The organism is Rheinheimera sp. UJ63, from assembly GCF_021568285.1.
Lineage (GTDB): Bacteria > Pseudomonadota > Gammaproteobacteria > Enterobacterales > Alteromonadaceae > Alishewanella > Alishewanella maricola.
Map to the genome: position 1 here is coordinate 643,902 of NZ_JAKGTQ010000001.1, position 13,570 is coordinate 657,471.

Annotated in this window: 13 protein-coding genes; 3 read left to right on the top strand and 10 right to left on the bottom strand. The window is 47.6% G+C overall.

The features are described 5' to 3' along the window. The first annotated feature begins 25 nt into the window (after window positions 1–25). Window positions 26–769: a ferredoxin--NADP reductase gene (locus L1N97_RS03000; RefSeq protein ID WP_236128778.1), complete on the top strand. Its 744-nt coding sequence runs from the start codon at window positions 26–28 to the stop codon at window positions 767–769. 39 nt (window positions 770–808) lie between these two features. Here L1N97_RS03000 and traT read toward each other — a convergent pair whose 3' ends face one another. Together traT and L1N97_RS03010 are read right to left on the bottom strand one after the other, a co-directional pair. After that, complete coding sequence (gene traT, locus L1N97_RS03005; RefSeq protein WP_229585277.1) at window positions 809–1,630, bottom strand: complement resistance protein TraT; 822 nt, start codon at window positions 1,628–1,630, stop codon at window positions 809–811. Further along, the gene (locus L1N97_RS03010) at window positions 1,631–2,359 is read right to left on the bottom strand and encodes a complement resistance protein TraT (RefSeq protein WP_236128779.1); all 729 of its coding nucleotides are present in this window, start codon (window positions 2,357–2,359) and stop codon (window positions 1,631–1,633) included. 225 nt (window positions 2,360–2,584) lie between these two features. On the opposite strand from L1N97_RS03010, the gene suhB reads away from it, so the two are divergent. Beyond that, on the top strand, window positions 2,585–3,388 hold the full coding sequence (gene suhB, locus L1N97_RS03015; RefSeq protein WP_226749478.1) for an inositol-1-monophosphatase: 804 nt from the start codon (window positions 2,585–2,587) through the stop codon (window positions 3,386–3,388). Between the two features lie 150 nt (window positions 3,389–3,538). Further along, window positions 3,539–4,825, top strand: coding sequence for a mechanosensitive ion channel family protein (locus L1N97_RS03020; protein WP_236128780.1), 1,287 nt, complete (start codon window positions 3,539–3,541; stop codon window positions 4,823–4,825). 59 nt (window positions 4,826–4,884) lie between these two features. On the opposite strand, the gene L1N97_RS03025 is transcribed toward L1N97_RS03020, so the two are convergent. From L1N97_RS03025 to L1N97_RS03060, 8 genes are all read right to left on the bottom strand, one after another. Continuing rightward, window positions 4,885–5,256 carry a rhodanese-like domain-containing protein gene (locus tag L1N97_RS03025; RefSeq protein WP_226749476.1) on the bottom strand — a complete coding sequence of 124 codons (372 nt, stop codon included), beginning with the start codon at window positions 5,254–5,256 and terminating at the stop codon, window positions 4,885–4,887. 59 nt (window positions 5,257–5,315) lie between these two features. Then, on the bottom strand, window positions 5,316–6,263 hold the full coding sequence (gene secF, locus L1N97_RS03030) for a protein translocase subunit SecF (protein ID WP_229585273.1): 948 nt from the start codon (window positions 6,261–6,263) through the stop codon (window positions 5,316–5,318). A 10-nt stretch (window positions 6,264–6,273) separates the two neighbouring features. Further along, window positions 6,274–8,130, bottom strand: a complete 1,857-nt coding sequence (gene secD / locus L1N97_RS03035; RefSeq protein ID WP_236128781.1) for a protein translocase subunit SecD — start codon at window positions 8,128–8,130, stop codon at window positions 6,274–6,276. 28 nt (window positions 8,131–8,158) lie between these two features. Beyond that, complete coding sequence (gene yajC / locus L1N97_RS03040; RefSeq protein WP_226749473.1) at window positions 8,159–8,494, bottom strand: preprotein translocase subunit YajC; 336 nt, start codon at window positions 8,492–8,494, stop codon at window positions 8,159–8,161. Between the two features lie 26 nt (window positions 8,495–8,520). Continuing rightward, entirely contained in the window at window positions 8,521–9,651 is a 1,131-nt protein-coding gene (gene tgt / locus L1N97_RS03045; protein ID WP_236128782.1) for a tRNA guanosine(34) transglycosylase Tgt, read from the bottom strand. A gap of 109 nt (window positions 9,652–9,760) precedes the next feature. After that, window positions 9,761–10,786 carry a tRNA preQ1(34) S-adenosylmethionine ribosyltransferase-isomerase QueA gene (gene queA / locus L1N97_RS03050; RefSeq protein WP_236128783.1) on the bottom strand — a complete coding sequence of 342 codons (1,026 nt, stop codon included), beginning with the start codon at window positions 10,784–10,786 and terminating at the stop codon, window positions 9,761–9,763. Window positions 10,787–11,224: 438 nt separating this feature from the next. Next, window positions 11,225–12,145, bottom strand: a complete 921-nt coding sequence (locus tag L1N97_RS03055; protein WP_236128784.1) for a hydrogen peroxide-inducible genes activator — start codon at window positions 12,143–12,145, stop codon at window positions 11,225–11,227. A gap of 157 nt (window positions 12,146–12,302) precedes the next feature. Further along, window positions 12,303–13,568: an inorganic phosphate transporter gene (locus L1N97_RS03060; RefSeq protein WP_229585269.1), complete on the bottom strand. Its 1,266-nt coding sequence runs from the start codon at window positions 13,566–13,568 to the stop codon at window positions 12,303–12,305. Window positions 13,569–13,570: the final 2 nt, after the last annotated feature.

Consider the following 13,570-nt stretch of genomic DNA (forward strand, 5'->3'; position numbering starts at 1 on the left):
AAATTAAAGTAAACCGGAGAACGCTATGGCGCAATGGTTAAATGCGACGGTATCGGAAACAATTCACTGGACCGGAAATTTATTCAGCATAAAAGCTAAGACCGGGCCACTACCTTTTATTGCCGGTCAGTTTGTCAGACTGGCCATTGATGGCCCTGAAGGAAGGATTCAGCGCGCTTATTCACTGGTTAACCCACCTGACAGCGAATATCAGGAGTTTTTAGTCAGCACCGTTGCCGATGGCTTGTTATCGCCGTTATTACAGCAATTAACGCCTGGCGATACGCTGGGAATTAGTCAGCCGGCTACTGGTTTTTTTATTCTGGATGAAGTACCTGACGGCGACAACTTGTGGCTGATTGCCACTGGCACCGGCATAGGCCCCTATTTATCGATGCTAGCCACCGCTGAACCTTATCAGCGCTTCGCCCATATTATTCTAGTACACAGTGTCAGCAACGCAGCCGATTTAACCTATAAAGACCTGATAGCCAGCTTTGTGGCAAAGTATCCCGAACAGTTACACTATCAGCCGATCGTTACCCGGGAAACCTACCCTGGTGCCCTGCAAGATCGGATACCCAAATTAATAAACAGCCAGCAGTTACAACAACAGTGCGGTCAGTTGCTAAACCCAAAATCACAGGTAATGCTTTGTGGTAACCCACAAATGATTACCGACACTAAAGCCTTATTGGAAGGCATGGGTTTAACCAAAAACCTGCGGCGTAACCCCGGCAATATTACAGTTGAGCAGTATTGGAAATAATGTTGTCTTGGCTTTGATAACGTTTTGAGCGTAACGCCGTTAAAAAATGCCGGCCAAAGAACGTAATATACCGTTATGCAAAGAGGGTTCGGCTTCTTCCCACGTTAAATTGGCTTTATTGGCAAAGCCTAGCAACTTCACCTGATATTTACGCCGATCGGTATGTTGCTCCCACAACAATTCTAACTGGCCACTGTCCCCTTGCCATAAGCGCTGTTCGCTTTGTTCCAGCACAGGCTCATCGCTGTCTGGGGTAATCCGCTCGGCAATTTGAATATCGGCTAATAAGGTAAAGTATTTATCTTTCACCAACTGATTACCGACATATTCCGCGCCAACAATTACCGCAACCACGGCTAAAGCACGTACCACATCTTTGGTATCAAGATCAGTAGAAAAGCCGGCATCGGCATAAACTACACCTGGGCCAGACGCGCGACGGCGCGTTGCCGGCGTGTTATTGGCAACAACACTGCTACCAGGGCGCATAAACTCGGCAATTTGTTGCTCACTCATGCCGTATTGTTCACGTAACACTTGCTGCGGCGGTTGGTTTAATACGGTACGAATATTGACCTGCAACCAATACTGCGCAGCACTAGGTGAATTAACTAACTGATAACCGCGCGCCGAAAGTAACGAGGCCACATCACGCATTAACGGCCGTTGATACTCCGCCGCCGTTTGTCGAATGTCTAAAAATACCGTGCGCAGCTCAGTTTCCACCGGATCTAAATAAATGGTTTCGCTCATGCGCATTTGCACATCAAGCTTGCCCTTACTCACTGAGGTATGCAGCGCGCCGCAGCCGGATAACAGCAGTAAACCACTTAAGATCGCGCCTTTGCACAGCAACGACATTTAGAATAGCCCAGCTAAAGCACGCGCGACGCCATCGGTTAACGGCTGTGCCGCCGCTTCCCATTTTAGGTTTGCTTGATTAGCTGAACTGACAATGCGTGTTTGATATTTACGCATATTGGTTTGCTGAGAATAACTTGACCGAGTACTGCCACTATCACCTTGCAACAACGTATGCTCAGAACGTTCTTGTACTTGACCAGAAAATCTCTCCATAATTTGAATATCGGTGATCACGCTGTAATAAACATCTTGTACCATGGCATCCACTACCGTACCGACTACGGCACCCGCCACCGCTGCACCTGCCGTACCGCCAACAGACCCCCCTGTTGAACGATGGATCACCGCACCCGTTACTGCACCACCAACCGCACCGGGGCCGGCAGCAAGCGCTCCTTGACTATCACGAGCATTGCTACGACCAACTTGTAACACATTTGCCTGTAACCAGTAGTGGGCTTTTGAGGGGCTATCAATGACTTGATAACCGCGACTGCGCAGCGTCAAGATCACCTCTTCGCGCACATTAAATTCAGGCTTGTCAGAGGTATTACGAATATCAACATAGACCGTGCGTAATTCAGGATCAACTGGCTCAAGAAAGATACTTGAGCTCATTTTAGTTTGCACATCTAACTGTCGTTTAGCCACACTGGTATGCAGTGCGCCACAGGCAGTTAAACTGAGTAAAGCCGCTACAGCAAGCAATCGAGTCAGTAGGTTCATCAAGATATCCCAAAGGTTTTAGACAAGCATAAGCTTATTCTGCGGTTACTGGCTGAATATTATCTGAACAACCCCAGCAATTTATCACGTTTTTAACCTTTTACTGCAACAGACAAATTAAGAAACACCGAGGCAAATGCTTTACTTTTTTCAAGCAGCCGCTACAATATGCGCCGCTCTTTTGATTGTTCTTTATACAGCTCTTTTTAAAATAAGGTAATCGCTATGCATCCGATGTTAAACATCGCCATTCGTGCTGCCCGTACCGCGGGTAATATTATTGCACGAGCTTGTGGCCAGCTCGACATGGTTGAAAAACTGCAGAAAGGCAGCAACGACTTTGTTACCAACGTTGACCGCGAAGCTGAACAAGCTATTGTTGCGGTGTTAAAAAAATCTTTTCCAACCCATGGTATTGTCGGTGAAGAACATGGCGATTACGGTAACAACGACAGTGAATTCCAGTGGATTATTGATCCGTTGGATGGCACAACCAACTTCATCAAAGGCATTCCACACTTTGCCGTTTCTATTGCCTTAAAACATCAAGGTAAACTAGACCAAGCCGTTATTTTCGATCCGCTACGTGGTGAATTGTTCACGGCGTCTCGCGGTCGTGGTGCACAATTAAACGGTACGCGTATTCGGGTAAATAACCTGCCAGATATGCAAGGCAGTATTTTAGCCACCGGTTTTCCTTTTAAAGCCAAACACCATTTAGACAGCTACAGCAAAATCTTCAACGCGTTTTTTGCCGACTGCGCCGACATGCGCCGTACCGGTTCTGCCGCCTTAGATTTAGCTTATGTCGCTGCCGGTCGTTTTGACGGTTTCTGGGAAATTGGCTTAAAGCCTTGGGATATCGCCGCAGGTGAACTGATCATCCGCGAAGCCGGTGGTATGGTCTGTGATTTTGCTGGTGGCAATAACCACATGAAAAGCGGCAACATTGTTGCAGCCAGCCCAAAAGTATTGCAAGCTATGGTGAAAGGCATGCGGCCACACCTGTCAGAAACGTTAGCAAAATAAGTTATACGGCCAGCGCTGTGCGGCCATCGCCACAGCGCTAATCTTAGCGGGTAATCTATCCGCTGATGGTTGCACTGCTCACAGGCCTGCTCACAGCCTGACTAAGCTGGACGCTTTAGCGTCCTTCTCTCAGCCAGTAAAAGGTTAAGCATGCAAGAAATCATTAGTACTATCGCCTCGATAAAATCGTGGTCAGAGGCCAATCCTCACCTTGCCATGTGGTTAGGCATCGCGATTCTATTATCACTTTCTTGGCTAGCCAATTTTCTGGTTAAGCATATTCTGCTGCGAAGCGTTTTCAGTTTATTAGGTTTAAAGAAAAGTCAGTGTGAGCAACGCGGCTTAGATTTTCGTTTTGTTAATCGGCTTTCCAATGTGGTACCTGCGCTGGTTATTTCGACCTTAGTCAATCGCGTACCGCTATTACCCGAACTGCTGGTGCAGGTTACCATTAACGTGACTAACGCCTTTATTGTGCTGACTATCGCTATTGCGCTAAGTAATCTGTTAACGCTAATTAACTCTTTATACGCCCGACGCGAAGATGCACGCAGTAAGCCGATTAAAGGCTATATCCAACTACTTAAAATTGTGATTTACGCGGTCGCGGTGATTTTGATGATTGCCTCGCTGTTCGACCGCTCGCCTTTGATTTTACTGTCTGGCCTGGGTGCGATGGCCGCGGTACTGATGCTGATTTTCCAAGACACCATCTTATCGTTAGTGGCCAGTGTGCAAATCTCCTCTAACGACGTGATCCGCGTGGGTGACTGGGTTGAAATGCCACAACTGCATGCCGATGGTAATGTTATTGATATCGCCCTACACACGGTAAAAATACAAAACTGGGATAAAACCATCACGACTATCCCCACCCGCCGCTTTATGACCGATCCGTTTAAAAACTGGCGTGGCATGCAAGACTCTGGCGGCCGACGCATTAAACGTAGCTTAATGCTCGATCAACAAAGTGTGCACTTTTTATCAGAAGAGCAAATCAAAAAGCTCAGTCGTTTTCGGTTATTAACTCAATATATTAGCGATAAACAGGCTGATATTGCGGCGTGGAATGCTGAACTGAAAGAGCAAGGCCGCGAGCCGGTGAATACTCGGCGCATTACTAATTTAGGCACCTTCCGCGCCTATGTTACGCAGTATCTAAAAAGTCATCCGCATGTGCATCAAGACATGACCATGATGACGCGGCAATTAGCACCCACCCCAGAAGGCTTGCCACTGGAGATCTATTGTTTTACTAATACCATTGCTTGGGTTGCCTATGAAGGGATCCAATCGGATATTTTCGATCATCTGTTCGCGATCTTGCCCGAGTTTGGATTAAGTGTGTACCAGCACCCTAGTGGCAAAGACTTACAAATGTTACGTCTGACATCAGGCCAAGCCACCTCGGCAGCGTCACAGCAAATTACCGAGTAACGCTAAAACAGGCCATGGCGACAGTGCAGGCTGCGCCATGGCAGGCGTTCAAGGCTTAATCATAAAGGCTTAATCAGCGGTAACTGACGCTCTTGCCATTCACGAAACCCACCCGCCAAGCTGAACACCTGTTGATAGCCCATCTGCTGCAGGGTTAACGCTGCTAAAGCCGAGCGGTAACCGCCACCACAATACAGCACGATTTTTTGTTTTTTATCGGCAACCGTCTGCTCGATATCACGCTCAATAATCCCTTTGCCCAGATGCATCGCTTCAGGAAAGTGTCCCTGTTGCCATTCGTGATCTTCTCGAATATCTAACAATACATAAGGCTGTTCGTGAGCTAAAAGCTCATCGATGCTGATTTCTTTGATCTGTTGTTTGGCGGCTTCAACCAGTGCGATAAAGCCTGCAGCATGTTGCTTACTCATATTTTACCCATAAAAAATGCCAGTCACAGTCTGGCATTTTTAACACAGTTTTCGCTAAATTACATTAACGGCTCGGTACCTTCACCTTCTTTCTCAGGTGGGGGTGGCGGTAACATATCATCGCGGTTTAAGCCTAGCTGAACCGCAATACCACTGGCCACAAAGATAGAAGAGTAAGTACCAATGGCGATACCAAATAACAGTGCAGTGGCAAAGTTATGGATCAAAGCGCCCCCCATGTAAAACAACACAACCAATACAATAATCGTGGTTAATGACGTAACAACCGTACGGTTTAGCGTTGAGGTTACTGCGTCATTGACGGTTTCTTCTGGCGTGCTATCACGTAATTTGCGGAAACTCTCCCGGATCCGGTCAAACACCACGATAGTATCGTTAATTGAGTAACCAATCAGCGCTAGGATCGCCGCCAGTACCGTCAGGTCGAACTCAAGTTGTAACAAGGAGAAAAGACCCAGGGTAATAATGACATCGTGTCCTAACGCTAATACGGCGCCTAATGACAAGCGCCACTCAAAACGCATCCCCACGTACAACAAGATACCAATTAACGCCGTCAGCATGGCTAAGCCACCCTGCTCTTTTAATTCGTCACCCACCGAAGGGCCAACAAATTCAATACGACGCATTTCAATCGGCGTAGCAGAGGTTTCGGATAACGCCGCCATAATCTCATTCGAGATCCGGCTTTGCTCTACCCCTTCTCTTGGTGCAATACGTATCGCGACATCTTGGCTTGAGCCAAAATATTGCACTACCGCATCGGCATAACCGCGTTCGGCTAAAATGGCACGCACTTGGGTCAGATCAGCGTTTTGGGTGTAACCCACTTCGATAACCGTACCGCCGGTAAAATCCAGCCCCCAATTGATGCCTTTTGTGAACAGCAAGCCAAACGAGCTTAGCAGTAACACGATAGACAGCATCAGCGCTGGCATCTTAAAGCGCATGAAATTGAGAGGTTCGTTAAAACTAAATATTCTCACACCAAGCTCCTTACATCGGTAACGACTGTACGCGACGGCCGCCCCAGAATAAATTAACCAGCAAGCGGGTACCCACTACTGAAGTAAAGATCGAGGTTAAAATACCGATAGCTAAAGTGATGGCAAAGCCTTTCACTGGGCCAGTACCAATTCCAAACAGGATCAACGCCACTAATAATGTGGTGATATTCGAGTCAGCGATTGTCGCAAAAGCACGGTCATAGCCTTGATGGATCGCTTGTTGAATCGAGCGGCCTTCGGCAATTTCTTCACGGATCCGTTCAAATATCAGCACGTTAGCATCAACGGCCATACCGACAGTTAACACAATACCCGCCATACCCGGTAAAGTTAGGGTGGCACCGGGGATCATCGACATAAAGCCAATAATTAACACCAAGTTAGCGACCAACGCCAAGTTAGCGATTAAACCGAACACACGGTAGTAGATCACCATAAAGATCAATACCACCACCATACCCCACATAATGGCTGTCATACCTAGATCGATATTTTCCTGACCGAGGCTTGGCCCTATGGTGCGTTCTTCGATGATTTGCGTAGGCGCAATCAGGGCACCGGCACGCAATAACAAGGCTAAGTTTTGCGCTTCAGCAGGGTTACCAATACCGGTAATGCGGAAACTGCGACCCAAACGCGCTTGAATGGTCGCGGCATTGATCACTTCTTCCTGCTTAATCAGTACTGGCGTGCCATCGGCTTGTAATTGCTCACCCGGTTTATATTCAATAAACACGGTAGCCATACGCCGACCAATCGCTTCACGAGTGGCATTCGATAATAAATTACCACCTTGCGCATCCAATGAAATATTCACCTGTGGCTGGCTGTATTCATCGTAACTTGAGCTGGCATTGGTGATGTGTTCACCGGTCAGCATCACGCGGTTTTCCAGTAAGAAAGGTTGGCCACTGCGGTCATAATACAAACCTGAACCAGGTGGTAAACGACCATTCAAGGCCGCACCTAAGTCACCTTGCTCGTCAACTAAACGAAACTCGAGTGTTGCCGTTGCGCCCAAAATCTCTTTAGCTTGCGCCGGATCTTGTACGCCAGGTAATTGCACGATAATACGATCAGCACCTTGACGTTGCACCAGCGGCTCGGCCACCCCAATTTCATTCACCCGATTACGGATAATGGTGATGTTCTGCTCTAACGCATATTCACGAATTTCGCGCAGACGATTTTCGCTTAAGGTCACTTGTAGGCTAAATTCAGCAGGGCCGTCAGTAAACACTAACTCACGGTCCAGTTTGCCTAATGCCGAGCGAGCCGCTTGCACATCTTCAGCTGAGCGCAATTGCAGTTGCACCATGCCGCGATCTACATCTGCAGAAACCGAACGGTAGCGCACTTTAGCTTCACGTAAGTCGGCACGGAACGCACCCACCATGTCATTGATGTTTTTATCAATGGCCGCTTTCATGTCTACTGCCATTAAAAAATGCACACCACCACGTAAATCTAAGCCTAACTTCATTGGTGTTGCACCAATGCCAGCAAGCCAATCGGGGGTGGTGGGCACTAAATTTAATGCAGTAACATAGTTAACAGTACCCAATAAATTAATGGCAATTTGCCGCGCTCGCAGCTGATCTTCAGCAGATTGAAAGCGCGCTAACAGCTGACCATTTTCCAGTGTTACCGATTTTGGCGTAACACCTTCACTGATAAAGCCTTGCTCCAACTGTTGGCGAGTGCTTTCTAACACCACGCCCCCACGGGTTGCATTAATATTCAGCGCCGGATCTTCCGGATATAAATTTGGCATTGCGTAAACTAATGCCAGTAGCAGTACCCCGATAACGACCAGGTACCGCCAGAGCGGATTTTGGTTTAACACGAATACATCCTTTCGTTAGCAGTGCCGCTTATAACGACTTTAAAGTACCCTTAGGTAATACCGCACTGATAGCGGATTTTTGTACTGTAACTTCAGTACTGTCATTTAATGCCACAACGACAAAGTCTTTATCTTCAGCAATTTTAGTAATGCGACCGACAATACCGCCTTGCGTCAGCACTTCATCACCTTTACCTAAAGCCGACATCAGGTTGCGATGTTCTTTTACACGCTTGGCTTGTGGGCGGTAGATTAAAAAGTAAAAAATCAAACCAAACGCCAACAACATAATAATTAAATCCCAACCACCACCTTGTGGTGCGGCAGCGGTATCGGCATAGGCTTGGTTAATGAATAAACTCATGGTTGTCCCCTTAATGTTAAAATCAGTTATTCTGTTAATTCTGCGTCCAGCGATGGTACTGGCATACTTCTTTTTGCGTAAAATTCTGCTACAAAAGCAGACAAGTTACCAGCGGCAATAGCTGCGCGCAATCCCTGCATCAGCTTCTGATAATGATGCAGGTTGTGAATGGTGTTTAAACGCGCGCCTAAAATCTCGTTGCAGCGATCTAAATGATGTAAATAGGCCCGAGAATAATTTTTACACGTGTAACAATCACAGTCTTTATCTAACGGCGCGGTATCGGTTTTATGCTTGGCGTTGCGGATTTTAATCACGCCATCACTGACAAACAAATGGCCATTACGGGCATTGCGTGTCGGCATGACGCAATCGAACATATCCACACCACGGCGTACCGCTTCAACTAAGTCTTCTGGTTTGCCTACACCCATTAAATAACGCGGCTTGTTCGCCGGCATTTTATCGGTGGTGTGATTCAAAATATTAATCATATCGGCTTTGGGTTCACCTACCGATAAGCCGCCAATGGCATAGCCGTCAAAACCAATTTCTTCTAACCCGGCTAGTGAAATGTCACGCAAATGCGGATACATGCCACCTTGGATAATACCAAATAACGCTGACGGGTTATCGCCATGCGTATCTTTTGAACGTTTCGCCCAGCGCAGCGATAATTCCATGGACTTACGAGCTTGTGGCTCGGTCGCCGGATAAGGCGTACATTCATCAAAGATCATCACGATATCTGAACCCAGATCGCGCTGCACTTCCATTGAGCGTTCTGGCGTTAACATGATGCGTTCGCCATTTAGCGGCGAGCGAAACTTAACGCCTTCTTCGGTGATTTTGCGCAGTTCGCCAAGGCTAAACACCTGAAAACCGCCTGAGTCGGTTAAGATAGGTTTATGCCAATGCATAAAATCATGCAGGTCACCGTGTAACTTAATAATGTCAGTGCCCGGACGCAGCATTAAGTGAAAGGTGTTACCTAAGCAAATTTGCGCACCGGTGGCATCTAACTCTTCTGGTGTCATGCCTTTTACCGTGCCGTAGGTCCCCACGGGCATAAAGGCAGGGGTATCCACCACACCACGATCAAAAATAAGTTGACCACGACGGGCTTTACCGTCAGTAGCAAGTAATTCAAATTTCAAAATTTACCTCTTCTGGCCGGAAAAACAGTCCGGCTCGTCATTATTAGCGTTTTGCCGCAATATGGCCGCGCGCAATCGGCGGCCATTATAGCAGTATTCAGCCAGCGCCTTAACTAATAAACATCGCATCGCCATAGGAATAGAAGCGATATTGCTCTGCAATAGCCGTTTTATATGCCTGTAATACATGTTGTTGGCTACTAAAGGCGGACACCAGCATAATCAGTGTCGATTCGGGTAAATGAAAGTTGGTGATCAATGCATCAATGACTTGAAAGCGATAACCCGGGTAAATAAAAATTTGGGTATCGCCACTGTAAGGTTGCAGCTGACCGCCATGCTGTGCCGCAGCGGATTCAAGCGAGCGCACTGAGGTGGTGCCTACGGCTACTACCCGATTGCCGCGCGCTTTACATGCTGCAACGGCCTCCACCACCTCTTGCTCCACTTCAATGTATTCAGCATGCATTTTATGCTCTAACACCGAATCAACGCGTACCGGCTGAAAAGTACCGGCGCCAACATGCAAAGTCACATAAGCAAATTGCACGCCTTTGGCCGCTAATTGATCTAACAAGGGCTGATCAAAGTGTAAACCTGCTGTAGGTGCAGCCACGGCACCGGGTTTCTTGTTATACACGGTTTGATAACGGGCTTTATCTTCTTCGGTATCAGGACGGGCAATGTAAGGGGGTAACGGCATATGTCCTAGCCTGTCTAGCATGGCAAATACCGGCTCATCACCCAGTAACTCTAATTCAAATAAGGTATCGTGCCGTTGGCGCATCAGCACTTTAGCCGAGTTCTCTAACAGTAATTCTGTGCCGGGTTTTGGCGCTTTACTGGCACGAATATGCGCTAAGAAACGCTGTGAGTCCAAGACGCGCTCGACCAACACTTCAACCTGGCCGCCAGAGGCTTTTTGACCAAACAAACGGGCGGGGATCACGCGTGTGTTGTTAAACACTAACAAATCGCCAGGGTTGAGCAAATCAAGCAGTTCTTTGAAGATATGATGGCGCAGTTCACCCGTTTGGCGCTGCATGGCCAGTAAACGACTGGCTGAGCGCTCAGCCTGAGGTTGACTGGCAATTAGGTGTTCAGGTAACTCAAAACTAAAATCTTTCACTAACATAGCGTTGTCCTTGGCTTTACCGGCCAAATCCGGCGGCGCTATGTTAGCAAATTTATCAAGGGCTTGTTGACATTTGATGGTTGTTTTTGCAGCTGAGTGGCTGGTATTTATACAAGGCAGAGCTTGTGCCGTGTAGTTATTCTACATAAACAAGCGACCCGTTTGTATGGAGCAAACGGGAACAGCTCTGCTGGCCGAAGGCGAAATATAGGATATATTTCGTATAACGCAGTAGAAATGCCAGCCACACGCTGCCCGAAGGGTTCGTCTGGCGATGCTTTGCTCTTTGTGGCCTACATGGATGTAGGTCAGGGGCGAGAGCAGGACGCGGTAGCTTCTCTCGTCGTTTATTTAGAATAACAAACCGGGTACCGCGTACTGCACTCCTCGTTTCGCGATCAAAACACCGCCAAACGAACAAAATCTAAACAGCAAACGTCAACAAGCCCTTGTCCGGCACTTTTTTAAGAGCACTTCACCGATTAACGCGGCCATTTGCTGATAACTACGCGCTTTACTTGACGTTGGACGCCAGGCGACACCGATATCCCGATATGCCTGCCCAGCAGAAGCCGGTTGACTGATTAACTCGGTGCCCTCTAGAACACCACTGTTAATCGCCATCTGCGGCATAAAGGTCACCCCCAGTTTGTTATTCACCATTTGCGTAAGGGTATGTAAGCTGGTGGCAAAAAACGGATTTACCTTACGGCTGTCTTCTAATTCACAGGCTTTTACCGCATGGCCCGTTAAACAATGCTCGCGCTCTAACAAGAAGATACTTTCATCTGGCCATTGGTTAATATCTTGATTAAAACCCCGATCTTGCCAATCTTTATGCAGTACTAAATTAAACGCATCTTGTTGCAGTACTTCAGTGTGCAATACGCCCGTTTCATAGGGTAGCGCCAGCAACACCATATCTAGGCGGCCTTCACTTAACGCATGCAACGAGTTATCTGAGGTGTCTTCGCGCAATAATAATTGCAACTCGGGAAAACGCTCACGGCACAGTGTCATAACTTCACCCAGCACAAAGGGCGCAATAGTCGGGATACAACCCAACCGAAAAGGCCCTGTCATCGGTTTACCCTGAGATTTAGCAAAATCGGTCAGCTCTTCGCATTGCTCAATAATTTGGCGTGCCAGCCTGACAACATCTTCACCTAGGGCGGTGAAAATAAAGGTTTTATGGTCACGCTCTAATAATTGCGTTTCCATGGTCTCTTCTAAACTGGCAATGGCCGCGCTGAGTGTCGATTGCCCAACATAGCAAGCATCGGCAGCACGGCCAAAGTGCTGATGCTCATGCAAGGCGAGTAAATACTGTAATTGTTTAATACTGGGCAGACGTTTCATGCTGAACCTTTCGCTACAATCGAATTGGTAGAACTTACCTTTTTTAATCGATTTAAGCAATTAGCAACAGTGGCATGATAGAAGAAATACAAGGTGCAGGCAGACAAGACAGGCTTATCAGCGGCGACAGCCCTGCTGTCGCCGCTGCAACTAAAGCTTAACTGAAAATCGCTTTTAAGATGTAGAAGAACACAATGGCTAAACCTGCGCCGACTGGTAAGGTAATAACCCAAGAAATAAAGATATTACGCACGACCCCCAGGTTTAAGGCCGCAATACCCCGTGCTAAACCCACGCCGAGTACAGCGCCTACCAGGGTTTGCGTGGTAGAGATCGGTAAGCCAGCACCCGAAGCAATAACCACGGTAGAAGCAGCAGACAGCTCTGCCGCGAAACCACGGCTGGGTGTTAAATGCGTAATCGCCGTACCGATTGTTTTAATGACCCGGGCACCTAAGGTTGCTAAACCAATCACGATACCGATGGCACCTAAAGGCAACACCCAAACGGCTAACGTTGCTTTAGCGGCAATTTCACCGCCAGAGGTCACCACACTCACTACCGCCGCTACTGGGCCGATAGCATTCGCCACATCGTTCGAGCCGTGTGCAAAGGCCATACAACATGCGGTGGTAATCATTAAAATACCGAAAATACGCTCAACGTTATTAAATTGCATGTGTCTGTCGGCTTCAGGATCAATCTTGATACGAGAGATCGCAATTTTACCAATCACCGCCACAAGTAATCCCACCGCAATCGAGATGTAGAAACCATTTGCGGTAGAGATATCTAAGCCAACGTGTTTTAAACCTTTTTGTACGGTGACTAACGTCATCATTAAACCGGCAAAAAACATATAAAAGGGTACATAGCGCTTCGCATTCGCCAGTGGATTATCCGTATCAAAAATTAACCGCTGCGCGCTCATAAAAATAATATAAGCCAGCACGCCAGCCAGCATAGGCGTGACTACCCAACTGCCTACGATACCGCCAACTTTACTCCACTGCACCGCTTCGCTTCCCGCTGCGACCACGGCAAAACCGATAATGGCGCCAATGATCGAGTGAGTCGTTGAAACCGGCCAGCCAAAGTAAGACGCCGCTAGCAACCAGGTACCGGCAGCTAATAACGAGGCAATCATGCCAAACACCATAAATTCAGGTGTATCAACAAAGAAACTGGAGTCAATAATGCCGGAGCGAATAGTCGAGGTAACTGACCCCCCCGCAAGGTAGGCGCCAGCAAATTCAAAAATAGCAGCGATGATAATAGCTTGCTTGATTGTCAGGGCTTTGGAGCCAACCGAGGTGCCCATGGCATTTGCCACGTCGTTCGCACCGACACCGTAAGCCATAAAAAAGCCAAATACCGCGGCCAAAATAATCAGGATCAGGCCGTAAGATTCTAAAATTGCCATAA

What these genes read in the sequence shown, in the direction of transcription:
- L1N97_RS03000 (WP_236128778.1), top strand. Translation starts at nt 26, where the DNA reads ATGGCGCAATGGTTAAATGCGACGGTATCGGAAACAATTCACTGGACC.
- traT (WP_229585277.1), bottom strand. Translation starts at nt 1,630, where the DNA reads ATGTCGTTGCTGTGCAAAGGCGCGATCTTAAGTGGTTTACTGCTGTTA.
- L1N97_RS03010 (WP_236128779.1), bottom strand. Translation starts at nt 2,359, where the DNA reads ATGAACCTACTGACTCGATTGCTTGCTGTAGCGGCTTTACTCAGTTTA.
- suhB (WP_226749478.1), top strand. Translation starts at nt 2,585, where the DNA reads ATGCATCCGATGTTAAACATCGCCATTCGTGCTGCCCGTACCGCGGGT.
- L1N97_RS03020 (WP_236128780.1), top strand. Translation starts at nt 3,539, where the DNA reads ATGCAAGAAATCATTAGTACTATCGCCTCGATAAAATCGTGGTCAGAG.
- L1N97_RS03025 (WP_226749476.1), bottom strand. Translation starts at nt 5,256, where the DNA reads ATGAGTAAGCAACATGCTGCAGGCTTTATCGCACTGGTTGAAGCCGCC.
- yajC (WP_226749473.1), bottom strand. Translation starts at nt 8,494, where the DNA reads ATGAGTTTATTCATTAACCAAGCCTATGCCGATACCGCTGCCGCACCA.
- queA (WP_236128783.1), bottom strand. Translation starts at nt 10,786, where the DNA reads ATGTTAGTGAAAGATTTTAGTTTTGAGTTACCTGAACACCTAATTGCC.
- L1N97_RS03055 (WP_236128784.1), bottom strand. Translation starts at nt 12,145, where the DNA reads ATGAAACGTCTGCCCAGTATTAAACAATTACAGTATTTACTCGCCTTG.
- L1N97_RS03060 (WP_229585269.1), bottom strand. Translation starts at nt 13,568, where the DNA reads ATGGCAATTTTAGAATCTTACGGCCTGATCCTGATTATTTTGGCCGCG.